Raw genomic sequence first — 21,595 nt, 5'->3', positions numbered from 1 at the left:
TCAGTAGTTTTCGAGATACCATTCGACAAAGCGCCTGACACCTTCTTCGACGCCCAGTTCCGGCTTGTAGCCGGTCAGGGCGACGAGCAGGCCGGGTTCGGCGTAGGTGTGATGTACGTCGCCCGGCTGCATCGGCAGCATGTTGCGGATGGCCTTCTTGCCGAGCGCGGCCTCTATCGTCTCGACATAATGCATCAGCTCCACCGGCGCGCCGCCACCGATGTTGACGATCCGGAACGGGGCGGTGCTCGACAGCGAATCGATGACGGTATCCGAGACGACGCGGTTGGCCTCTGCCGGCGGCACCGCGATCAGGCGGACGATGCCCTCGACGAGGTCGTCGATATAGGTGAAGTCGCGGCTCATCCGGCCTTCGCCGTAGATATCGATCGGGCGATCGTTCCTGATGGCATCGACGAACTTGAACAGCGCCATGTCCGGCCGGCCCCACGGGCCATAGACCGTGAAGAAGCGGAACGCCGTCGTCGGGATGTCGAAGAGATGGGCGTAGCTGTGGGCCATCAGCTCCATGCTTTTCTTCGTCGCCGCATAGATCGTCATCTGCTCGTCAGCCTTGTCGCTTTCGGCAAACGGCATCTTCTCGTTGGCGCCGTAGACCGACGAGGTCGAGGCGAGCAGCAAATGCTTCGGCTTGATGGCGCGGGCGAGTTCTAGAATGTTGAACGACCCGGTGACGTTGGAGTCGACGTAGGATTTCGGATTTTCGAGGCTGTAGCGAACGCCGGCCTGGGCGGCGAGGTGGACGATGACATCAGGCTCCGCCAGTTCGGCCGCCCTATCGAGCGCCGCCTTGTCTTCCAGCATGGCGATCACCGGCTTGAAGCCGTTCGAGCGCGCGAGGATGGCGTGCCGTTTTTCCTTCAGCGCCACATCGTAATACGGTGTCATGCCGTCGAAGCCGACCACGAAATTGCCTTCGTCGAGCAGTCGCTTGGCGAGATGGAAGCCAATGAAGCCACCGGTGCCGGTGATCAGGTAGCGCATGTCAGGTCCTTCGTGATGGTGCCGGGCGCACCCGGTCGACGCTCCGGGAGCGTGGTAGAGCGGCCCCGGCTTTCAGGAGCAGTTGATTGCCTGCGCTTATACACAGCGTTTCCGTCGCCGCCTATAGCCCGGAGACCTCGCCAGCCTTCGCCTTCGTTTGAAAAAATACAGTCCGTCCATGATGTTCTGGGCATTCAACGGTTGGCATGTGGTGTCGGCGTGCTAAAAATCCGTCACGTTCAGGCGCAGCGCCTGTCGAGCAAGGGGCCGGTTCATGACGTTCGATCTACTCATCCGAAACGCAACGCTTACCGATGGCCGCACGGGGATCGACATCGGTATCGCCGGCGGCAGGATCGCTGCAATCGAGCACAAGATCGCTGCTAACGCCGGTCGCGAGATCGACGCCGGCGGCCACCTTGTCTCGAGCCCTTTCGTCGATTGCCATTTTCATATGGATGCCACCCTGTCGCTTGGCCTGCCGCGCTTGAACACGTCCGGTACGCTCCTCGAAGGCATTGCGCTCTGGGGTGAACTGAAGCCGTTGCTGACGCAGGAGGCGGTGGTCGAGCGGGCATTGCGCTATTGCGATCTCGCCGTATCGCAAGGGCTGCTGGCGGTGCGGACCCATGTCGATATCTGCGACGACCGGCTTCTGGCTGTCGAGGCGCTGCTGCACGTCAAGAAGGCGGTCGCGCCCTATCTCGATCTGCAACTCGTCGCCTTTCCGCAGGATGGATATTACCGTTCGCCGACAGCTGCCGACAATCTCGAGCGGGCGCTGGATCTCGGTGTCGACATTGTCGGCGGTATTCCGCATTTCGAGCGGACGATGGAAGACGGTGCGCGGTCTGTGCGGGCGCTTTGCGAGATTGCCGCGAGGCGGGGCCTGCGCGTCGACCTGCATTGCGACGAAACGGACGATCCGCTTTCGCGGCATATCGAGACGCTTGCCTGTGAAACGCAGCGGCTGGGACTGCAAGGCCGCGCGACCGGCTCGCACCTGACTTCGATGCATTCGATGGACAATTACTATGTGTCGAAGCTACTGCCGCTGATCGCCGAGGCTGAGGTTCAGGTGGTTGCCAACCCGCTGATCAACATCATGCTGCAGGGACGACACGACAGCTACCCGAAGCGGCGCGGTATGACGCGGGTGAAGGAGATGCGCGAGCACGGCATCAACATCGCCTTCGGCCAGGATTGCTGCATGGACCCGTGGTATTCGCTCGGCAGCGGCGACATGCTCGATGTCGCGCATATGGGCCTGCATGTCGGACAGCTGTCGGCTCGCGAGGCAATGCGGTTCTGTTTCGACGCGGTCACCAGAAATCCGGCCAAGCTGATGGGGCTGGAAGGTTATGGTCTCGACGTCGGCTGCAATGGCGATCTGGTGGTGCTGCAAGCGAAAGATCCGATCGAGGCGATCCGTCTGCGCGCAACGCGTTTGTTTGTTGTTCGTCGCGGCAAGGTGATCAGCGAGACGCCGGCGAGAGGCGCAAGGCTGTCGCTCAACGGGCGGCCCGATTTCGTCGATCCTGCTGCCTACGCGCCGGTCGCCAACGAGCATTGAAGCGAAGGAGCGTCCTTCAAGCCTTGAGGATCTCCGCGAGGCGGCGGGAACCGGGCTCGCGCTCTGACAGGTCGAGGCCCGAAAACAGGTCGACGAGATGGCTGACCATCAGCTCGGACGCGTCCTTCGGCTTGTTGCTGGCGATCGCATTGACCAGCGAATGGTGAGCGTGGTGCTCGCAGATGGCATCGCGGCGACGCCAGTAGAGGGCGACGATCAGCGACGAGCGAGAGCAAAGCCTGCGGACGAAGTCGATATAGATCGAATGATTGGCAATTTCGGCGATGGCCACGTGGAACTGGCCGGAGAGCTGGACCGCTTCTCCGTCCCGCCCGGCGGCGACCGCCGCATGTTCTTCGGCGATGTGACGCTCCAGCAGGACGATGTCGGCCGGCTTGGCGATTTCGGCAGCCATGGCGGCGACTTTCGGCTCGAGCAGCGCGCGAGCCTCGAAAACCTCGCGGGCCTCCAGCCGTGTCGGCTTGGCGACGAAAGCGCCGCGATTGACTTCGAGTGTCACGAGATGGTCGAGCGCCAGTGCCTGCAGGGCTGCGCGTATCACGGTGCGGCTGACAGAGTAGATCTCGGCCAACTCGTCTTCCGGCAGCTTCATTCCGGGCGCCACGCTATGGCCGAGAATGGCGCTGCGAATGCCGAGATAAACCGGCGACTGTTGCACGGGCGGTTGCCCCGCCGCTCTGGCCCTGATGGATTTTTCAAGCATGGCGCGTGCCGGAATCCGAGTATTGATCTTGGCCGGAGCATAACCGATAATTGCGTCCAATACCACGTGAGTTTTGTATACAATATTTGCTCACGTTGTGTGCATCTGCTGAATTTGCCGCATCTAATAAATGGGCATATTTTTTATGCTATGGTTGGCTACCTATCTTCGAAGTCAACGATTTCAGTATGTTAATCAATATTTAGGATTTGGCATGGGCCTTGCAGTCCCTCTTCCTGTGAAGAAGCGGAAGAGGGGCCGATGGCTAAGGGCGATCTAGAACTTATCAGGCTGACCAAGCGTTACGGTGGCACGGTTGCCGTCGACGCGATCGATCTGAAAGTGCCGGCCGGCACCTATTGCTGCTTGCTGGGCCCGTCCGGCTGCGGCAAGTCTTCGACGCTTCGCATGGCGGCCGGCCATGAAAGTGTCTCCGGCGGCGATGTCGTTCTTTCCGAAAGCCAGATCACCCACGCCCGTCCGGCGGAGCGCGGGACGGCGATGATGTTCCAGAGCTACGCGCTGTTTCCGCATCTCGATCTCATCGACAACGTCGCCTTCAGCCTGAAGATGAAGGGCGTCGACAAGCAGGCGCGCCAGGCCAAGGCGCTCGAAATGCTGACGCTGATGCAGATGGAGCCCTATGCCACCCGGCGTCCGGCACAACTCTCCGGCGGCCAGCAGCAACGCGTGGCGCTGGCTCGCGCTCTGATCACCGATCCGGAAGCGCTGCTGCTCGACGAGCCGCTGTCGGCGCTCGATCCGTTCCTGAAAATTCGCATGCGTGCCGAGTTGAAAAAGCTGCAGAAGACGCTGAGCATCACCTTCGTTCACGTCACCCATAGCCAGGAAGAGGCGATGGCGTTGTCGGACCTGATCGTGGTGATGAACAACGGCCGCATCGAGCAGGCAGCCTCTGCGCGCGAGGTCTTCGAGCGGCCTGCCACCGCCTTCGTCGCCCGTTTCATGGGCGATCACAATGTTCTCTCCGGTCGCGCGACCCACAGCCAGGACGGGGTCGTGACGCTGGAAGCGCCTGAGGGCCAGACATTTTCCGTTCGCGGCCAGACGGAAGTCGGCGCGCCCGTGGATATCGGTATCCGCACAGACCGGGTTCGCCTCGCCGAGCCATCGCAGAAGGGCCTCGGCTTCAACGGCATCGTTTCCAACGTCGAATATCGCGGCGCCACCGTGAAAATCACCGTCATCGGCGCCGGTAGCGAGGACTTCACGGCGATCATTCGCGACACCGATTATTTCGCCAAGCCGGTTTCGGTCGGCGATGCACTGTCACTGAGCTGGGCCCTGGAGGACGCAGTCCTCCTCGGCCGCGGCTGATCCATCAACCACCTGAAGGGGAACTGAGCATGACCAAGGACACAAAGTCTACCAAGCCGGCCAAGGGTATTTCCCGCCGTAATCTCCTGAAGACCTGCGCTGCCGGGCTCGGCGCCGTCGTCGGCTCCGGCCTCGTCACCGGCTTCCCGACCATATGGGCTCAGAACCCGATCACGCTGCGCCAGTTCGGCACCGGCGTATCGAACCTCAATGCCATCGCCGACAAGTGCAAAGCCGACCTCGGCATCACGCTGCAGATGACGGCAACGGATTCGGACGCTGCCGCCCAGCGCGCCGTCACACAGCCGAACTCCTACGACATCGCCGACATCGAATACTGGATCGCCAAGAAGGTCTACCCGGCCGGCGTGATGCAGCCGATGAACACCAAGAAGCTCAAATACTTCGACAAGATCGTGCCGCTGTTCATCACCGGCAAGCTGAAGCCCGACAGCGTCATCGCACAGGGTACCGCGCCGCACACGGTCGGCTTCGTCGACGGCCCGGACTCCAAGAAGTTCTCGAAGACACCGACCGAATGGATGACGATGGTCCCGACCATCTACAACGCCGACACGCTAGGCATCCGGCCGGACCTCGTCGGTCGCGACATCACCTCCTGGGCCGACATCCTCGACCCTGCCTTCAAGGGCAAGACGGCGATCCTCAACATTCCGTCGATCGGCATCATGGACGCTGCCATGATCATGGAAGCCTCCGGTCAGCTGAAATATGCCGACAAGGGCAACATGACCAAGGCGGAGATCGACAAAACGATCGACTTCCTGATCAAGACCAAGCAGGCCGGCCAGTTCCGCGCCTTCTGGAAGTCCTTCGACGAGAGCGTCAACCTGATGGCATCGGGCGAAGTCGTCATCCAGTCCATGTGGTCGCCGGCCGTTGCCGCCGTCCGCTCCAAGGGCATCGCCTGCAAGTTCCAGCCACTGAAGGAAGGCTATCGTTCGTGGGGCGGCGGTCTCGGCCTTGCCAAGCACCTGAAGGGCGCCGAACTCGACGCGGCCTACGAGTACATCAACTGGTACACGTCCGGCTGGGTCGGCGGCTACCTCAACCGCCAGGGCTATTACTCTGCCTGCATGGACACCGCCAAGAACTTCATGACGGCCGACGAGTGGGGCTACTGGATCGAGGGCAAGCCGGCACAGGGCGATATCATGTCGCCTGAAGGCAAGGTCATGGAGAAGGCCGGAGCAGTCCGCGACGGCGGCTCGTTCGAAGAGCGCATGGGCCACGTCGCCTGCTGGAACTCGGTCATGGACGAGGACCGCTACATGGTAAAGCGCTGGAACGAATTCATCGCTGCCTAAGGCACCTTTTCATCTCCCTCCTTGTGGGGGAGATGTCACGAAGTGACAAAGGGGGGCGGTGCGGCAAACTCCAGATCTGCGGCCATCCCCCCTCTGTCGGCTCTGCCGACATCTTCCCCACAAGGGGGGAGATCAGGAAAAATCGGAGATACCGTAGAATGGCATCAGCAACGACACAGCTCGACAAGCCGCAAAGACGCAACTTGACGGTTCCGCTCGGGGTCGTTTCGTATCTCCAGGCGCTGCCGCTGCTTGTCATTCTCGGCTTCTTCTTCATCCTGCCGATCCTGATGATCGCTGTCGTCAGTTTCTGGGACTATGATTTTGCCGGCATCTATCCGGCGATGTTGCTCACCAACTATTCGGACAGCCTCGAGTCGTGGGTCACCTGGAAGACCTATCTCCACACCATAGAATTCATGCTGATCGTCTGGGCGATCACCCTGTTCATCGGGTTCTGGGTTGCCTATTACCTCGCCTTCCACATCCGCAAGCCGTCGACGCAGATGGTGCTGTTTCTCATCTGCACGGTACCGTTCCTGACGTCCAACATCATCCGCATGATCTCCTGGATCCCGGTGCTCGGGCGAAACGGGCTGATCAATTCGGCGCTGATCAGTGCCGGCATCATTCCAAAGCCGATCGAGTGGCTGCTCTATTCCGATTTCGCCGTGGTGCTCGCCATGGTCCACCTCTACACGCTGTTCATGGTGACGCCGATCTTCAACACGCTGATGCGCATCGATCGCTCGCTGTTCGAGGCGGCCCGCGATGCCGGGGCGACCGGTTGGCAGATCCTCTGGAACGTGGTGATTCCGCTCGCCAAGCCCGGCATCGCCATCGGCTCGATTTTCGTGGTGACGCTAGTCATGGCCGATTTCTCCACCGTGCAGGTGATGTCCGGCGGCCAGAGTGCCTCGGTGGCGCTGATGATGAAGAACCAGATGTCGCTGCTGCAATATCCGGCCGCTGCCGCCAACGCCGTGGTGCTGCTGGTCCTCGTGCTGCTGATGGTTGCCGCCATCCTGCGCGTCGTCGATATCCGCAAGGAGCTTTGAGATGAACGCCGACAAACGCCCTCTCGAGTTCTACGTGCTCACCGCCTTCTTCATCCTGTTCGTGCTGTTCCTGTACGGGCCGTTTTCGGCGATCTTCATCCTCTCCTTCCAGGGACCGGACGGCGGCCTGACATTTCCGCTCAACGGCGTATCGTTCCACTGGTTCGCAAACCTGTTCGAAAAGCAGTCGGTCGGCGATTTCGGTGCGGCTTTCCAGCGGTCCTTCTTTCTTGGCCTTATGGTGATGGTCGTGACCGTCGTGGTGTCGCTGCTGGCTGGCCTCGCCTTCCGGCGCAAGTTCCGTGGTGCCTCGCTGGTCTTCTACGGAACGGTCGCCAGCCTCGTGGTGCCGTCGATTATCATCTCGCTCGGCATCGGCGTCGTCTTCCAGCAGCTCGGATTTGCGCCGGCCTGGTATTCCTCGGCGTTCGGCGCCCACCTGACCTGGACGCTGCCGTTCGGCGTGCTGATCATGTTTGCCGTCTTCAACCGTTTTTCTCCATCGTATGAGGAAGCTGCGCGCGACCTCGGTGCGAGTTCGTGGCAGACGTTTCGCCACGTCGTGCTGCCGATGATCGCGCCGAGCCTGATCGGCGTCGGGCTGTTCGGCTTTTCGCTCTCCTACGACGAGTTTGCCCGGACGCTGATGACGTCGGGCTCGTTCAATACGCTGCCGCTGGAGATCTATGGGATGACCACCAATGTCACCACGCCGGTTCTTTATGCGCTCGGCACGGTGACGACGCTGTTCTCCTTCACCATCATCCTCTCCTGCGTCGGCATCGGCATGTATGTCAGCCGGCGGCGCGCTGCCGTGGGTTCGGATGCCGGCAAGGGGGTCTGAGCGCATGCGGATCCTGGTGATAAACCCCAACACGACGGCGTCGATGACGGACAAGATCGGCATCGCGGCGCGGGCGGTTGCAAGCCCGGGGACGGAAGTCGTTGCCCGCAATCCCGTCATCGGCCCCGTCAGCATTCAGGGACCCGAGGACGGCGAGGCGGCCTTGCCTGGGCTGCTGTATGAAATCGAGCGGTCCAATGTCGAGGATTTCGACGCCGTCATCATCGCCTGCTTCGACGATACCGGGCTCTACGAGGCGCGCAGGCGAACCGCGCGGCCGGTGATCGGCATCGGGGAGGCGGCCTTTCATGCAGCCACGCTGGTTGCGTCGAGATTTAGCGTCGTCACGACCCTGTCCGTGTCGGTGCCTGTCATCGAGGACAATGTTCGTGCCTACGGTTTCAGTCTCCGATGTGCCCGGGTGAGGGCTTCAGAAGTACCGGTGCTGGAACTCGAGCGTGAAGGCTCCGATGCCTGTCGCACCATCTCGCTCGAGATTGCAACCGCATTGGTGAAGGACGATGCCGATGCCATCGTCCTCGGTTGCGCCGGCATGGCGGATCTTGCCCTGCAGCTTAGCCTCGAACACGGCGTGCCCGTGATCGACGGCGTGGCTGCGGCCGTGAAGCTTGCCGAAATGCTGCATGCGCTGGGGCTGCAGACGTCGCAGGCTGGTCCGTTTCGCAAGGTTGCGTGACCGGGACCGTGCCAGGCTCCAAGCCCTGTTTCCGAGTTCCGCCGGCCCCGTCACCCCCTCAGTGGCTGACGACAGGGCGAAGTGTCTAGCCGGCTGTTGTCGTTCCGCTTGATTTGCCCTGCAAAAGCGCGATCTCCGCCGACAACGGGGTCGCTTTCCGAAAAGCAACGCTTTATAGATGCGCGGGTTTGGGCAAGGCGCATCTTTGCGCAGGAAGCAGGAAGAGACAAATGACGAACGTGGTCGTGATCGGTTCGCAATGGGGTGACGAAGGCAAGGGCAAGATTGTCGACTGGCTTTCGGAGCGCGCGGACATCGTTGTCCGCTTCCAGGGCGGCCACAATGCCGGCCATACACTCGTCATCGACGGCATCAGCTACAAGCTGTCGCTGCTGCCTTCTGGCGTCGTGCGGCCGGGCAAGATGGGCGTCATCGGCAATGGCGTGGTCGTCGATCCGCATGCGCTGCTGGCCGAAATCGATCGGCTCGCTGTTCAGGGCGTCAAGATCACGCCTGAAAACCTGCGCGTTGCCGACAATGCCACGCTGATCCTTTCGCTGCACCGTGAACTCGATGCGCTGCGCGAAGATGCTGCCAGCAACAGCGGCACCAAGATCGGTACCACACGTCGGGGCATCGGCCCTGCCTACGAAGACAAGGTCGGCCGCCGGTCGATCCGCTTCATGGATCTTGCCGATCTCGAAACTCTGCCCGCCAAGGTCGACCGCATTCTTACGCACCACAATGCGCTGCGTCGCGGCCTCGGCGTTGCCGAAGTGTCCCACGAAACGATCATGGAAGAACTGACGTCAGTCGCCGACCGCGTGCTGCCGTTCCGCGAAACCGTCTGGCTTCTTCTCGACAAGGAGCGCCGTCGCGGTGCGCGCATCCTGTTCGAGGGCGCGCAGGGCTCGCTGCTCGACATCGACCACGGCACCTATCCCTTCGTTACCTCATCGAACACCGTTGCAGGGCAGGCCTCGGCCGGTTCCGGCATGGGGCCGGGATCGCTGGGTTACATCCTCGGCATCACCAAGGCCTACACCACCCGCGTCGGCGAAGGGCCTTTCCCGACGGAACTGACAGACGAGATTGGCCAGTTTCTTGGCGAGAAAGGTCATGAATTCGGCACAGTTACCGGGCGTAAACGTCGGTGTGGCTGGTTCGACGCGGCGCTGGTGCGCCAGTCGGTCGCCACCAACGGCATCACCGGCATCGCGCTGACCAAGCTCGACGTGCTGGACGGACTGGAAGAACTGAAGATCTGCGTCGGTTACATGCTCGACGGCGTGCAGATTGACCACCTGCCGGCAAGCCAGGGTGCGCAAGCGCGGGTCGAGCCGGTATATATTACGCTTGAGGGTTGGAAAGAATCGACCGTCGGCGCCCGCAAATGGGCCGACCTGCCAGCTCAGGCGATCAAATATGTGCGACAGGTGGAAGAGCTGATCGGTGCCCCCGTAGCGCTTCTTTCGACCAGCCCGGAGCGCGACGACACCATACTTGTGACTGATCCGTTTGAGGATTAATGTCGCGCCAACGATAAAACGCTGTTCGGCCTTACTGCTGGACATCACGAGAAAGTACTGATGGCGGATTTTGTAGCAGTCATCCGACGTGCCGTAGATGGCTTGTCCGACAATACACCCGAAATGCGGGTGAAAGTTTATGCCCGCGCTCGCGGTGCCGTACAGCGCCAGCTGGAAAGCATGAAGCCGCGACCGCCGGAGACGATGCTGCAGCGCCAGCTCGAGAAGCTCGAAGCCGCTATTCGCGACGTCGAGGCCGAGCATGCCGAAGCCGGAGTGCCGCCTGCAATCGCAGAGGAAGCCGCTGCGGAGGAGTTCCACGCCCAGCCGGCCGAGGAGTATCAGCAGCCGGAACCGGTGGTGCAGCATGTTCCAGAGCCGGAGCCAGAGCAGGTGGTGCAGCCAGAGCCGGCAGCAGCGTCAGAAGAAGAGCCTGCACATATCGAGGAACCCGCGCCCGTGGCGCCTGCCGAGGTGCACCACGTTGAAGAGAGTGCACATACTGACACCTCTCCGACCGTCGACGATAATTGGCGCGCCGAAGATGACTGGCAGGCGGACAGGGAACCGCAGCCTCTGGAAGCGCTGGAGGCCGTTTACGAAGCGCCCGAGCACGAGCGCTATCGTGAGCAGGTCGAGCCGGTTGCAGTTGAGCCCGTGCATGCCGAATGGCAGCCGGAGCCGGAGGCATATCACTCCTCTTCCGTCGACGAGGTTCCACGCGAGGTCCACGAGCCGGCGCCGGATCTGGATGCAGCCGACCACGCCGGCTACGGCATCACCGAGACCCATAGCGATCCCGCTCATTCGGACAATGCCGGCCATTTCGACGACGTCTGGGCGAAAACCGCAACCCCGGAACCAGAGGACGCTGGCACGGCGCACAATGAGTGGCGAGCGCCGGCTCCGGGCGGACAGCCGGCACCAACGGCTATTCCCGTTCACTATCCGCCGGATGTCGGCTTTGCGGCTGAAGAACATCCCTCCGCCCGCATGCCGGATGCCGCCGAACACGTCGCCTGGGAAGCTGCAACATTCGACGATCTGCCGCCGGTAAAATCCGCTCCCGTTGCAGAGGCTGCTCCTGTCAAGCAGGCCCCGCCGACGCCTGCCGGTGATTTTGACGATGTCGACCTGTTTGCCGATGTTCACGGCAATGCGGCCAAACCTGCCGCTCAATCCGGGCAGTCGGACGGCTGGAACGAGATCAAGGAGCTTTCCGGCTACGAGAAATTCGCCGCCGAGACCGATTTCAGCGATTCGGTACCGTCGGATCTGGGGCAGGTCAGTGTCGCCGGGCTTCAGGGCAAGAGCTACCGCATGGAGCCGAAGCGCCGCCGCTTTGGCGTCGCAGGTATTCTCCTTACTCTGGCTGGTGTCGCTGTTGTCGCCGGCGGTGGTTATGCCGCCTGGATGAACCGCACCGCGCTCAACGAGATGGTCGCCGGACTGGTGAGTTCCGCACCGAAAAATGCAACGGTCGCAGACAAGACCGCAACACCGGCAGCAACCACGCCTGTCGCCACGAAGCCGACGACGCCGGAAACTCCACCGGTTGACGACGGCAACACCGTCAACAGCAAATTTACCCAGCGCCTGATGGCGGATGGCAGCGAGGTGGATGCAGGCGTGCCTCCTGTCCCAGGTGGACCGGTCGCTGCCGAGGGCAAGTCCATCGCCCAGCAGAATGTCGCAGCCGCGACGCCGCCACCCGCTGCGGCTGTTGCCAATCCATCCGTACCGGCTCCCGCATCCGCGCCGCCGGCACAGGCTCCGACGCCTGCGCCGACAGCTGCTGCACCGGCCCCGGCCCCTGCACAGCCGACCGCGATGGTTCCGTCGGCTACGCCGCCGGCAGCGACGCAGACGGCGACTGTCGGCACGGGTGAGAAGATGTTCCTGTACGAAGAACGTCTTGGCCAGACGTCACCGACCGCGATCGAGGGTACGGTGACTTGGAGCGTCCATGAGGACAAGGGCGACGATGGCAAGCCATCTCCGACTGTCCAGGGCAGCATCAACGTGCCCGAACGTGGCATGACCGCGCTGGTGACGTTCAAGCGCAACAGCGACCCGTCGCTACCGGCGAGCCATCTGATCGAACTGGTATTCTCGCTGCCGCCGAATTTCGAAGGCGGTGCCATCGACAGCGTCCAGCGCGTGGCGATGAAGGCGACCGAGCAGGATCGTGGCGATCCGCTGATCGGCGTGCCGGCCAAGATCACCGACGATTTCCACATGGTGGCGCTGAACGACTTCCCGGATGCTCGCAAGACCAACCTGGACCTGCTGCGCAACCGCAACTGGATCGACATCCCGATCACCTACCGCAACGGCCGTCGCGCCCTCTTGACCATGGACAAGGGCACGACCGGCACCGACGCCTTCAACAAGGTTATTGGCGAATGGGCTGCCATCGCCGGTCCCAGCGGCCAGTAACGAGCGGATTTCCAAGCGACACAGAAAAGGCGGGTCCGAACGGGCCCGCCTTTTTCAGTTTCAACACATCCGGTCTGTGGACCGGATGCTTATGCAGTTGCTTCCACGACGCGCAGGCCCTTGGCGCGGTCGAGGGCGTCCTTGCGGACAGCCTCCTGGACCTTTTCAAAGGCACGCACTTCGATCTGGCGGACACGTTCGCGGCTGATATCGAATTCGGACGACAGGTCTTCCAAGGTCACGGCATCCTCCGACAGGCGGCGAGCCTCGAAGATACGGCGTTCGCGGTCGTTCAGCACGCTCATTGCACGGGCCAGCATGTTGCGGCGCGTCTCGAGTTCGTCCTGTTCGATTAGAACCGCTTCCTGGCTCTCGTGGTTGTCCACCAGCCAATCCTGCCACTGGCCGCCTTCGCCTTCCGCAGCCTTGATTGGCGCATTCAGCGATGCGTCGCCCGAAAGGCGGCGGTTCATCGAGATGACCTCCTCCTCGGATACCTTCAGAGTCGTGGCAATCTCGGTCACCTGATGAGGCTTGAGGTCGCCTTCATCGATCGCCTGGATCTTGCCCTTGAGGCGGCGAAGGTTGAAGAACAGCCGCTTCTGGTTGGCGGTCGTCCCCATCTTCACCAGCGACCACGAGCGCAGAATGTACTCCTGGATCGAGGCCTTGATCCACCACATGGCGTAGGTGGCCAGACGGAAGCCACGTTCCGGATCGAACTTCTTGACGGCTTGCATAAGGCCGACATTGCCTTCGGACACGACTTCGCCGATCGGCAAGCCGTAGCCGCGATAGCCCATGGCGATCTTTGCCACCAGACGGAGATGGCTTGTGACAAGTCTATGGGCTGCCTGACGGTCGGCGTGCTCGGCATAACGCTTGGCGAGCATGTACTCTTCCTGCGGTTCCAGCATTGGGAACTTGCGGATCTCGTCAAGATAGCGATTGAGGCCGGTCTCGCCGGCGGTAATGGATGGCAAGTTATTGCGGGCCATGAAGCACCCTCCTTGTTGGAAACCAGCCCCTTCGAGACGCCATTCAACATGGCGAAAAGCGGGCCAGCACGTGCGGTTCTGGCAGACCCCGCACTAAGTCTAGTTATAAATAAGTATGACGAAACTGGGATTCAAGAACTGTGTCACGCATGTGTGACCGGTGAGATGCACCAGAGGCCAATTATTATTGGCGATATCGAAATTATCCAGCGCATAACCGGCATGCTGGCGAAGATCCTGAACAATCAGCGCTTTATAAGCTCTTCGCGCTCAGATGTCCAGATCCATGCACTATTTGCGGAGAGCCTCGGCCAGCTCCAGCATATCGTCGGGCAGAGCGGCTTCGAAATGCAGGATTTCGCCGGTGCGCGGATGTTCGAACTGCAGCAGGTAGGCATGCAGCGCCTGGCGCGGGAAGCGGCTGACGATGTCCTTGCGTTCATCCGCCAAAAGGTTCGCCTTGGTCCGGAAGCCAGCACCATACACGGTATCGCCGAGCAGCGGATGACCGATATGGGCCATGTGAACGCGGATCTGGTGGGTGCGGCCGGTTTCGAGGCGGCAATCCACCAACGCGGCTAGCGCCGTCGCATCCGGCTGCTCGTGGAAGCGTTCGAGCACCGTGTAGTGGGTGATCGCCTCGTCCGAATCATCGCGGTCGGGCTTTTGTACGGCTCGCTTCGTGCGGTCGCCGGTCGAGCGGCCGAGTGGCGCATCGATCGTTCCGTTGAGCTGGCGCGGCCGGCCCCAGACGATGGCGCGGTAGGCGCGTTCAAGCGGCATCGTCCGACCGTGATCGGCAAACTGCGCCGACAGGTGGCGGTGGGCGATGTCGTTCTTGGCGACAACCATGACACCGGTGGTGTCCTTGTCGAGGCGGTGGACGATGCCGGGACGGCGGACGCCGCCGATGCCAGACAGGGTGTCGCCGCAGTGATGGATGAGGGCATTGACCAACGTCCCCGTCCAGTTGCCGGCGCCGGGATGAACGACGAGGCCGGCGGGCTTGGAGATGACGATGAGGTCGCTGTCTTCGTAGAGCACGTCGAGCGGAATGTCCTCGCCCTGGGGCGTCGGATCTTCCGGTTCCGGCATGGTGATCTCGAAACGCTCGCCCGGCCGGACCTTGCGCTGCGGATCGGTCATCGGCTCGCCGTTGCGCAGCACTGCACCTTCCTTGATCAGCACCTTGACGCGACTGCGCGAAATGTCGTCGCCGAGTTGCGCGGTCAACCAGGCATCAAGGCGGCCTTCTGCGGCTTCGTCGGCGATCAGCACTTTGCTAATGGCATCGGTTTCTTTAAAGGGGTCGTTCAAACGCTTCTCTCCGGCGAGATCAAGAACAGGACGTATTCATGACAAGTCTCAAGCCAGACGACCAGGACGAAAAGCCTCTCGATCCGGCAATGGAAAATGTGCGGCGCAAGATGGTACGGCTGATGATCGTCTCGGGTGCCGTCATGGTGGTGAGCCTTATGGCGGTGTTCGGTGCCATTGTCTACAAGGCGATGCGGCCGGCGGCCAAGGGTGTTGCGACGAGCGGCGTGCCTTCGGATGCTCCGGTTTCGTCCTCCGTGGCGCTGCCGGCGGGCTTTTCGGTGCAGTCGGTCAGTCTCTCCGGCAACCAGATGTTGTTTTACGGCGTGACCATATCCGGCCAGCGACAGGCGATCGTGTTCGACTATGGCGTTGGCCGCATCGTCTCGACGGTCTCGCTGCCGACGCCCTGACGGATAGCCCGATGAGCGAGGACCGGTTGACCATCATCGCGGATGCCGACGATCCGCGCATCGCCGCATTCCGCGATATCCGCGAGCGCGACCTGACCGGCCGTGAAAGCCGCTTCATTGCCGAGGGAACCGTGGTGCTGCGGCTTCTGGCCGAGGCGCACCGTGCCGAGCGCGGCTTTGTCGCTGAAAAGGTGCTGTTGCTGCGCAACCGTGCGGCGGGACTCGCCGACATCATCGCGGCGCTGCCGCGTGATGTGCCGGTCTATGTGGCGGAGGCGCCGGTGCTCGATGCCATCGTCGGCTTCCATTTGCATCGTGGCGTGCTTGCACTCGGGCGCCGTGTAGTCACGGACGATCCGCTTGCCTTCATCGACAGTCTGCCGAAATCGGCCCTGCTGCTGGTCGGGTGCGGCATTTCCAATCATGACAATGTCGGTTCGATGTTTCGCAATGCTGCGGCCTTCGGTGCCGACGGTATTCTTCTCGACGAGACGAGTTGCGATCCGCTTTATCGCAAGGCAGTACGGGTCTCGGTCGGCTCGGTGCTGACCTTGCCCTATTGTCGGGCCGGCTCCGATCTTGCCATTCTCGACGCGCTCGATGCCCGTGGCTTCGCCATCTGGGGGCTTTCGCCACGCGGCGAAACGTCGATTGCCGTTGTGCCGCCATCGGATCGGCTGGCCTTGGTGGTGGGCACGGAAGGGGAGGGATTGCCTCGCTCCATCCTTTCGCGCTTCCGGACCGCGCGCATTCCGCAGGCGCCGGGGCTGGACAGCCTCAACGTGGCGACGGCCACCGGCATTGCGCTTTTTGCCATGGCATCGTCTGCCGGGCGGATCTAGACCGACGGTTTCTCGAGCAGTTCGGAGGCGCGATCGGCAAGGCTCCTGCGGTCGCCGCTGTCGCTCTCTCCATTTTTCTCGAGCAAGGCATGGATGGGCGACTGCTTGCCCTCGGTAAGCGCCGTAAGCGCCACCATGCTGGCGGCGATGGTGGCGATCTCTTCGCGCAGAGCCCCATCCTGGGCGGTCGAGCGGGATTTGAGCAGCCGGTCCGAGAGGGCCGTGCTGCGATTGCGGGCGTCGTCGGCGAGCACCGCGATGTCCGCTCCCAAAGCGGGTTCGGCGTCATCAGCAACCGTGTCAGTGTCAGCCGGTGCGCTACTTGTGGATTTCACGTTTTTCGTCCCATCGGCTGCGGTCGCTTTGGCAGGTCCTGCCGCACGTCTCGACGACTTCGCGGCTTCCTTGGCGTCGGTCGTTGCCATCTTCAGTTTTTGTTTGAGGCGCGTCACTTCTTCGACCCGGCGCGCGATGAGGTTTTGCTGGTCGGCGTTGGATGCGACTTCGCGGCTCAGTTTTTCCTCGAGCCGGGTCACCTTGTTCTGCTCCTCGCCGAGGCGCATCTCGGCTTCGGTTGCGCGCCTCGTAAAGGTCTCGAGCTCACTGCGCGCCGCATCCCTTTCGGTGCGAAGACCGTTGAAGCGGACACGCAGGTTCTCGATCTCTGCTTCGCGCGCGGCAAGGTCGATCTTCGTGTTGTCGGCGTCGACCGCCATCCTGTCGATGCGTTTACGCAGGCTGTCGAGATCGGCTTCCTTCTCCGCATGGGCCAGCTCGGAAACGCGCAAGGACGACCGCAACTGGCTGATGTTGCTCTCCTCGCGGCGCAGGCGTGCCCGCAAGTCGCTGGCCTCCACGCTCATATCGTTGATCTGGGCATGCAACTGTTCGTTTTCCATGGCCAGCCGCCCGGCTTCCTTTTTTACAACTTCCTGCGCGATTTGAAGGGCGATGCTCTTTTCACGCTGTCGGGAGAGGGCCTGCTCGGTCTTGGCATTTTCTGCGGCATAGAGCGCCCGTGCCATGTCTTTCTGGGCACGCACTTCCTGGGCGCTCAAGGGCATCGTGGCGCGCAGGCGCTTTTCCGTGAAGTGGACGATGCGGCGATGGATGACAGGCGCCACCATGCACACGAGGATTACCGCCGTCAGAAAGCCTAAACCGAACAGTAGCGCAAATTGTATCACGGCGCGGCAATCACCTGTACTTGGGCATAGAGCGGAGGTGGAAATTAAGCAGGAAGCCTGCCATCGGGCAAGCTTCATGTCCGTGCGCGGTTAATATCGCGGTCGGGGTCGCCTGGTCAGAAGGGGTTCCAGGTCGGTTGCGGCGTGACCTTGAGATAGCCGAGGTTGAGGCCGAGACGGGCACCGATACCGGTGCGGATCGGCACGACGACGATGTTGTTGTTTTTCAGCGCTGTCATGCCGACGCCGGCGATCACAAATGCCTGGCCGCTGATGCCTCCGAAGCGGGTGTAGATCGCTTCGGTGTTGGCGAGGTTGTAGACCAGCATCATGACGCGGGTGCCCTGGCCGCCATAGTCGAAGCCGAGCGATGGACCCTGCCAGTAGAGCGGGTGCTCGCCTGCGTTCTTGGTGTTGAGCTGGCCCTCGCCATAGGTCAGGCCGGCGATGAAGGCGCCGGAGCCCTCCTGTCCGAGGATGTAGCCGTTCGGCAGGCCGTAGCGCTCAAAGGCGGTCTCGACAACCTTGGCAAGGCCGCCGCTGGTGGAGCCGAAGAAAGAATGGCCGGCGTCGATGATCTCCTGAACGGTGTACTGGCCGCTGTTGGGCGCTGCTTCCGCCGCGCGCATGGGCAAGGAAACACTGACGAGGGCGGCGAATGCAGCCACCATTCCGAGGCCGAATAGTCTGCGTAGGATTTGATTGCGCATAGGCTCATCCGTTCATCTCAGTGGGCGCAAAGCATGCGCCCGACGATGGCCGCATTTTGCGTTGATCCTCTTAACAATCGGTTTACCAAATATGGTGTCTTTATGGCGCAACAGATGCTGAAACTGGTAATCCCCGTGCAAACTTGCCGTGCCAATGTCAGGTCATGAAACCTCGCCCGGCATACAGGAGACAATGAATGTCAAGAAATCCGAATCTGACTTTGAATGGGACGGATCTGGCCGCGCTCCTGTGCAGCCGCGTTTGCCACGATGTCATTTCGCCCGTCGGCGCCATCAACAACGGACTGGAACTGCTGGACGAGGGCGGCGCTGATGCGGATGCCATGGATCTCATCCGCACGAGCGCGCTGAATGCCTCGGTACGGCTGAAGTTTGCGCGCATCGCCTTCGGTGCATCCGGGTCTGTCGGTGCTTCCATCGATACGGGCGAAGCCGAGCGCGCCGCCAAGGATTTCGCCGAGGCCGAGAAGAAGGCAACCGTCGTCTGGAACGGACCGCGGGCGATTGTCGCCAAGAACCGGGTCAAGCTGCTTCTCAACCTGTTCCTGGTCGCCTATGCGTCCATCCCGCGCGGCGGCACGATCGACGTGACCCTCGAAAATCCAGAATTCGACGCGAAGTTCACACTTGTCGTCAAGGGCAAGCTGATGCGCGTTCCGGCGAAATTCGCCGAGATCTGCAATGGTGTCATCGAGGAAGCGATCGATGCCCATTCCGTGCAGCCCTATTACACGGTGCTGCTGGCCGACGAGAGCGGGATGGACATCACCTACACCGCAACGGCCGAAGAGATAACATACGTCGTAGAGATGCGGGCGGCTTAACCCTGCGTTGCGCTGACGGGGAAAAGTAACGATTTCTTTAGCGTCGAGCCACTATCGTCTTTCGCGAAGACGCGTTCCTTGGACAGTGGTTCGATGCAAAGGAGTTGCCCATGCAGCGGTTCATGATAGCCGACACATCCGACGTCGTGCGCAAGGTCGGCATGCGCATTCTGTCCGAACTCGATTTCCTCGTCAGCGAGGCATCGAACGCGCACGAAGCGCTGAGCCGTTTCGAATCCGGTATTCCGCATTACATGATCGTCGATGCCGGCATGGACGGCGCGCTCGAGCTTATTGCCGCGATCCGCGCCATGCCAGAGGGCAAGGACGTGAAAATCTACTACTGTGTCGTCGAAGCCGATCTCAAGAAGTTGATGGCCGGCAAGCGGGCAGGGGCGACAGATTTCCTGCTGAAGCCATTCGACCGCAAGATCCTGACGGCCGTGTTCGGCAACCGCGCCATCGCAGCCTGAGGATCAAGCACGCAAGTTTCCGATCTGCTTCGCCCGAACGATTGCCACTAAAAATCCCGCTTCGTTGCCGAGGCGGGATTTTTGATATGTGGCAGTGGTCGGGTTCCGTCGGGTAGCTCAGGCGCTTTCGGCGTAGCTGCTGCTTTCCGGTTCGCGCAGCACATAGCCGCGGCCCCAGACTGTTTCGATGTAGTTCGCACCGCCGGCCGCATTGGCGAGCTTCTTGCGAAGCTTGCAGATGAAGACGTCGATGATCTTCAGTTCCGGTTCGTCCATGCCGCCATAGAGGTGGTTCAGGAACATTTCCTTGGTGAGGGTCGTACCCTTGCGGAGCGAAAGCAACTCCAGCATCTGGTATTCCTTGCCAGTCAGGTGGACACGCTGGCCGCCGACTTCGACGGTCTTGGCGTCGAGGTTGACGATCAGTTCGCCCGTCGAGATGACCGACTGGGCGTGACCCTTGGAGCGACGGACGATCGCATGAATGCGAGCGACCAGTTCGTCCTTGTGGAACGGCTTTGTCATGTAATCGTCGGCACCGAAGCCGAGACCGCGAACCTTGTCCTCGATGCCGGCCATGCCGGAAAGGATGAGGATCGGTGTCTTGACCTTCGACAGACGCAGCGTACGAAGAACTTCGTAGCCAGACATGTCTGGAAGGTTCAAATCGAGTAGAATGATATCATAGTCATACAGCTTGCCAAGATCCACGCCCTCTTCACCGAGGTCGGTCGTGTAGACGTTGAAGCTTTCGGATTTGAGCATCAATTCGATGCTCTGCGCTGTCGCGCTGTCGTCTTCAATGAGTAGAACCCGCATAATATTCCCCTTTACCGCCGCCGAAAGGTCGAAAGCCTCCTACGCGATACCGATTCAACCACTGCCTGATTTGAAAGCTGCCACGGAATGGTTAACAAATTCTGATTCCATCTGGCAAGCTGTATCGACTTTATTAAATATTTTTCTCACTTCCCTGATTTTCCACGCAAATCAGCATTCCGATTTTCTTAACTTCTACATTAAGAAAATAAGCCAACTGATTCTTTTGAATCGATAATGCCTTTGTTTCGATTTCGTCCGAGGTATTTACCGACCCTTAAATGATAGGGCCTATCATTAACGATGCCCGTAAACGAAAGGTTACCAGAGGTAGCTTTTTGTTAACGCCGCCGGAATTTTTTTGTCCCATTGCGATTCAAATCGACGTGGGCGGGTAATGTGTAGAGATCCGGGGTCTCTCATCACGGGAGTAATGCGTATGAAGTCACGTGAGAGCCTAGTCCGTCTGAAAGAGTTCCAGGTAAACGAAAAACGTCGCCAGTTGCAGCAGTTGCAAATGATGACAGCGGAATTCGACAGGATGACCAAGGATCTGGAGAGCCAGATCGTCTTGGAAGAGAAAAAGTCCGGAATTACGGACCCGAACCACTTTGCCTATCCGACTTTTGCCAAGGCCGCGCGGCAGCGTGCGGACAACCTGCAGGTCTCGATCCGGGAACTGCGGACGCAGGAGGAGGCCTTGGAAAGCACTCTCGAAGAGATGCAGGCCGAGTATGCCAAGGCGGCAGCGCTGGAAGAGCGTGACGGGGGGGCGAGAGCCCGCGCCTGATCGCATCTTCGCTGGGGTTTGTGAAAGTCATCGCGAAGAGCCGTGCATGACTGGCCTGGTGGCCAGCCATGCACGGTTTTTGGCGTTTTTCCGACCGCTCTCCATTCGGGGCACAGTTGCGCCCCGGGCCGGCTTCAGGCTATCGCTGCACCCGCAGCATCGTCTTGGAGGATCGGGTCATGGACATCAGGAGCGTCAGGGCCGTTCTCCTGATTGCGGCGCCATTTTTCCTGGCCCTCGGCTTGGTCTTGCCGCTGGTGCGTTTCGACCGGCTCTACTTTTTCAGCGAGACGCCGTCGTTGCTTGCCATCGTCGCATCGCTCTGGCAGAGCGGCAACGTTGTGCTTTCGGTAGTCGTGGCTGTCGTGTCGATCGGGTTGCCGATCGTGAAACTCGTGGCCCTGGCGATGGAGGCCCTGTCCAGCGATGGCAGGGGCGAAGGCGGGGCATTTTTCGAGCGGGTCGTTCCGCAACTCTCGCGCTGGTCGATGATGGATGTGATGCTCGTGGCAATTGTAATCGCGGCTGCCAAGACCAGTGGTCTGGCGAGCGCTTTCACGCAGCCCGGTCTCTGGTTTTACGCGGGCTCGACAATAATTTCGGGCCTCCTCCATTTCCTCCTGAGGAATGGATCGGGCCCGAAAAAATAGGTTCTGTGAAGATCAG

At 61.0% G+C, this 21,595-nt stretch carries 21 protein-coding genes; 14 read left to right on the top strand and 7 right to left on the bottom strand.

Translation table 11 applies throughout. The features are described from left to right. Positions 1 to 1,005 carry an NAD-dependent epimerase gene (locus J5274_RS17055; protein WP_142823536.1) on the bottom strand — a complete coding sequence of 335 codons (1,005 nt, stop codon included), beginning with the start codon at positions 1,003 to 1,005 and terminating at the stop codon, positions 1 to 3. 274 nt (positions 1,006 to 1,279) lie between these two features. On the opposite strand from J5274_RS17055, the gene J5274_RS17050 reads away from it, so the two are divergent. After that, positions 1,280 to 2,578 (top strand): amidohydrolase family protein, encoded by a 1,299-nt coding sequence (locus J5274_RS17050; protein WP_142823535.1) that lies wholly within the window; start codon positions 1,280 to 1,282, stop codon positions 2,576 to 2,578. A gap of 16 nt (positions 2,579 to 2,594) precedes the next feature. On the opposite strand, the gene J5274_RS17045 is transcribed toward J5274_RS17050, so the two are convergent. Next, on the bottom strand, positions 2,595 to 3,302 hold the full coding sequence (locus J5274_RS17045; RefSeq protein ID WP_142823534.1) for a GntR family transcriptional regulator: 708 nt from the start codon (positions 3,300 to 3,302) through the stop codon (positions 2,595 to 2,597). Positions 3,303 to 3,563: 261 nt separating this feature from the next. Between J5274_RS17045 and J5274_RS17040 the strand changes: the two genes are divergently transcribed. The 7 genes from J5274_RS17040 (at position 3,564) to J5274_RS17010 (ending at position 12,535) form a co-directional block, all read left to right on the top strand. After that, entirely contained in the window at positions 3,564 to 4,640 is a 1,077-nt protein-coding gene (locus tag J5274_RS17040) for an ABC transporter ATP-binding protein (RefSeq protein ID WP_142823533.1), read from the top strand. Positions 4,641 to 4,669: 29 nt separating this feature from the next. Continuing rightward, on the top strand, positions 4,670 to 5,968 hold the full coding sequence (locus J5274_RS17035; RefSeq protein WP_142823532.1) for a PotD/PotF family extracellular solute-binding protein: 1,299 nt from the start codon (positions 4,670 to 4,672) through the stop codon (positions 5,966 to 5,968). 158 nt (positions 5,969 to 6,126) lie between these two features. After that, positions 6,127 to 7,026: an ABC transporter permease gene (locus J5274_RS17030; RefSeq protein ID WP_142823531.1), complete on the top strand. Its 900-nt coding sequence runs from the start codon at positions 6,127 to 6,129 to the stop codon at positions 7,024 to 7,026. A 1-nt stretch (position 7,027) separates the two neighbouring features. Then, the gene (locus tag J5274_RS17025; protein WP_142823530.1) at positions 7,028 to 7,870 is read left to right on the top strand and encodes an ABC transporter permease; all 843 of its coding nucleotides are present in this window, start codon (positions 7,028 to 7,030) and stop codon (positions 7,868 to 7,870) included. 4 nt (positions 7,871 to 7,874) lie between these two features. Next, positions 7,875 to 8,567: an aspartate/glutamate racemase family protein gene (locus J5274_RS17020; RefSeq protein ID WP_142823529.1), complete on the top strand. Its 693-nt coding sequence runs from the start codon at positions 7,875 to 7,877 to the stop codon at positions 8,565 to 8,567. A 230-nt stretch (positions 8,568 to 8,797) separates the two neighbouring features. Beyond that, the gene (locus J5274_RS17015; protein WP_142823528.1) at positions 8,798 to 10,096 is read left to right on the top strand and encodes an adenylosuccinate synthase; all 1,299 of its coding nucleotides are present in this window, start codon (positions 8,798 to 8,800) and stop codon (positions 10,094 to 10,096) included. Positions 10,097 to 10,156: 60 nt separating this feature from the next. After that, a complete protein-coding gene (locus J5274_RS17010) occupies positions 10,157 to 12,535 on the top strand; it encodes a hypothetical protein (RefSeq protein ID WP_142823527.1) in 2,379 nt (792 codons plus the stop codon). Positions 12,536 to 12,624: 89 nt separating this feature from the next. On the opposite strand, the gene rpoH is transcribed toward J5274_RS17010, so the two are convergent. Continuing rightward, positions 12,625 to 13,533, bottom strand: coding sequence for an RNA polymerase sigma factor RpoH (gene rpoH / locus J5274_RS17005; RefSeq protein WP_111222501.1), 909 nt, complete (start codon positions 13,531 to 13,533; stop codon positions 12,625 to 12,627). A gap of 291 nt (positions 13,534 to 13,824) precedes the next feature. Next, positions 13,825 to 14,850: an RluA family pseudouridine synthase gene (locus tag J5274_RS17000; RefSeq protein ID WP_142823526.1), complete on the bottom strand. Its 1,026-nt coding sequence runs from the start codon at positions 14,848 to 14,850 to the stop codon at positions 13,825 to 13,827. Between the two features lie 38 nt (positions 14,851 to 14,888). Here J5274_RS17000 and J5274_RS16995 point away from each other — a divergent pair, with 38 nt between their 5' ends. Together J5274_RS16995 and J5274_RS16990 are read left to right on the top strand one after the other, a co-directional pair. Beyond that, positions 14,889 to 15,263, top strand: a complete 375-nt coding sequence (locus J5274_RS16995; protein WP_142823525.1) for a hypothetical protein — start codon at positions 14,889 to 14,891, stop codon at positions 15,261 to 15,263. An 11-nt stretch (positions 15,264 to 15,274) separates the two neighbouring features. Next, positions 15,275 to 16,105 carry an RNA methyltransferase gene (locus J5274_RS16990; protein WP_142823524.1) on the top strand — a complete coding sequence of 277 codons (831 nt, stop codon included), beginning with the start codon at positions 15,275 to 15,277 and terminating at the stop codon, positions 16,103 to 16,105. On the opposite strand, the gene J5274_RS16985 is transcribed toward J5274_RS16990, so the two are convergent. Together J5274_RS16985 and J5274_RS16980 are read right to left on the bottom strand one after the other, a co-directional pair. Further along, positions 16,102 to 17,292, bottom strand: coding sequence for a hypothetical protein (locus tag J5274_RS16985; protein WP_142823523.1), 1,191 nt, complete (start codon positions 17,290 to 17,292; stop codon positions 16,102 to 16,104). The genes J5274_RS16990 and J5274_RS16985 overlap by 4 nt on opposite strands. A gap of 116 nt (positions 17,293 to 17,408) precedes the next feature. Continuing rightward, a complete protein-coding gene (locus J5274_RS16980; RefSeq protein WP_224127810.1) occupies positions 17,409 to 17,921 on the bottom strand; it encodes a DUF1134 domain-containing protein in 513 nt (170 codons plus the stop codon). A gap of 278 nt (positions 17,922 to 18,199) precedes the next feature. On the opposite strand from J5274_RS16980, the gene chpT reads away from it, so the two are divergent. Both chpT and J5274_RS16970 read left to right on the top strand, forming a co-directional pair. After that, the gene (chpT, locus tag J5274_RS16975; protein ID WP_142823522.1) at positions 18,200 to 18,847 is read left to right on the top strand and encodes a histidine phosphotransferase ChpT; all 648 of its coding nucleotides are present in this window, start codon (positions 18,200 to 18,202) and stop codon (positions 18,845 to 18,847) included. A gap of 110 nt (positions 18,848 to 18,957) precedes the next feature. After that, entirely contained in the window at positions 18,958 to 19,320 is a 363-nt protein-coding gene (locus J5274_RS16970) for a PleD family two-component system response regulator (protein WP_111222508.1), read from the top strand. Positions 19,321 to 19,437: 117 nt separating this feature from the next. On the opposite strand, the gene ctrA is transcribed toward J5274_RS16970, so the two are convergent. Continuing rightward, positions 19,438 to 20,139: a response regulator transcription factor CtrA gene (gene ctrA, locus J5274_RS16965; protein ID WP_111222509.1), complete on the bottom strand. Its 702-nt coding sequence runs from the start codon at positions 20,137 to 20,139 to the stop codon at positions 19,438 to 19,440. Between the two features lie 439 nt (positions 20,140 to 20,578). Between ctrA and J5274_RS16960 the strand changes: the two genes are divergently transcribed. Both J5274_RS16960 and J5274_RS16955 read left to right on the top strand, forming a co-directional pair. Beyond that, positions 20,579 to 20,929, top strand: coding sequence for a flagellar export protein FliJ (locus J5274_RS16960; protein WP_111222510.1), 351 nt, complete (start codon positions 20,579 to 20,581; stop codon positions 20,927 to 20,929). A 179-nt stretch (positions 20,930 to 21,108) separates the two neighbouring features. Next, on the top strand, positions 21,109 to 21,579 hold the full coding sequence (locus J5274_RS16955) for a paraquat-inducible protein A (RefSeq protein ID WP_142823521.1): 471 nt from the start codon (positions 21,109 to 21,111) through the stop codon (positions 21,577 to 21,579). Positions 21,580 to 21,595 lie beyond the last annotated feature (16 nt).

It is taken from the genome of Rhizobium sp. L51/94 (assembly GCF_019355555.1).
Lineage (GTDB): Bacteria > Pseudomonadota > Alphaproteobacteria > Rhizobiales > Rhizobiaceae > Rhizobium > Rhizobium rhododendri.
Note: the sequence above shows the minus strand (reverse complement) of the source record. Positions and strands in the feature narration are given on the sequence as shown.

What these genes read in the sequence shown, in the direction of transcription:
- J5274_RS17055 (WP_142823536.1), bottom strand. Translation starts at nt 1,005, where the DNA reads ATGCGCTACCTGATCACCGGCACCGGTGGCTTCATTGGCTTCCATCTC.
- J5274_RS17050 (WP_142823535.1), top strand. Translation starts at nt 1,280, where the DNA reads ATGACGTTCGATCTACTCATCCGAAACGCAACGCTTACCGATGGCCGC.
- J5274_RS17045 (WP_142823534.1), bottom strand. Translation starts at nt 3,302, where the DNA reads ATGCTTGAAAAATCCATCAGGGCCAGAGCGGCGGGGCAACCGCCCGTG.
- J5274_RS17040 (WP_142823533.1), top strand. Translation starts at nt 3,564, where the DNA reads ATGGCTAAGGGCGATCTAGAACTTATCAGGCTGACCAAGCGTTACGGT.
- J5274_RS17035 (WP_142823532.1), top strand. Translation starts at nt 4,670, where the DNA reads ATGACCAAGGACACAAAGTCTACCAAGCCGGCCAAGGGTATTTCCCGC.
- J5274_RS17030 (WP_142823531.1), top strand. Translation starts at nt 6,127, where the DNA reads ATGGCATCAGCAACGACACAGCTCGACAAGCCGCAAAGACGCAACTTG.
- J5274_RS17025 (WP_142823530.1), top strand. Translation starts at nt 7,028, where the DNA reads ATGAACGCCGACAAACGCCCTCTCGAGTTCTACGTGCTCACCGCCTTC.
- J5274_RS17020 (WP_142823529.1), top strand. Translation starts at nt 7,875, where the DNA reads ATGCGGATCCTGGTGATAAACCCCAACACGACGGCGTCGATGACGGAC.
- J5274_RS17015 (WP_142823528.1), top strand. Translation starts at nt 8,798, where the DNA reads ATGACGAACGTGGTCGTGATCGGTTCGCAATGGGGTGACGAAGGCAAG.
- J5274_RS17010 (WP_142823527.1), top strand. Translation starts at nt 10,157, where the DNA reads ATGGCGGATTTTGTAGCAGTCATCCGACGTGCCGTAGATGGCTTGTCC.
- rpoH (WP_111222501.1), bottom strand. Translation starts at nt 13,533, where the DNA reads ATGGCCCGCAATAACTTGCCATCCATTACCGCCGGCGAGACCGGCCTC.
- J5274_RS16995 (WP_142823525.1), top strand. Translation starts at nt 14,889, where the DNA reads ATGACAAGTCTCAAGCCAGACGACCAGGACGAAAAGCCTCTCGATCCG.
- J5274_RS16990 (WP_142823524.1), top strand. Translation starts at nt 15,275, where the DNA reads ATGAGCGAGGACCGGTTGACCATCATCGCGGATGCCGACGATCCGCGC.
- J5274_RS16980 (WP_224127810.1), bottom strand. Translation starts at nt 17,921, where the DNA reads ATGCGCGCGGCGGAAGCAGCGCCCAACAGCGGCCAGTACACCGTTCAG.
- chpT (WP_142823522.1), top strand. Translation starts at nt 18,200, where the DNA reads ATGTCAAGAAATCCGAATCTGACTTTGAATGGGACGGATCTGGCCGCG.
- J5274_RS16970 (WP_111222508.1), top strand. Translation starts at nt 18,958, where the DNA reads ATGCAGCGGTTCATGATAGCCGACACATCCGACGTCGTGCGCAAGGTC.
- ctrA (WP_111222509.1), bottom strand. Translation starts at nt 20,139, where the DNA reads ATGCGGGTTCTACTCATTGAAGACGACAGCGCGACAGCGCAGAGCATC.
- J5274_RS16960 (WP_111222510.1), top strand. Translation starts at nt 20,579, where the DNA reads ATGAAGTCACGTGAGAGCCTAGTCCGTCTGAAAGAGTTCCAGGTAAAC.
- J5274_RS16955 (WP_142823521.1), top strand. Translation starts at nt 21,109, where the DNA reads ATGGACATCAGGAGCGTCAGGGCCGTTCTCCTGATTGCGGCGCCATTT.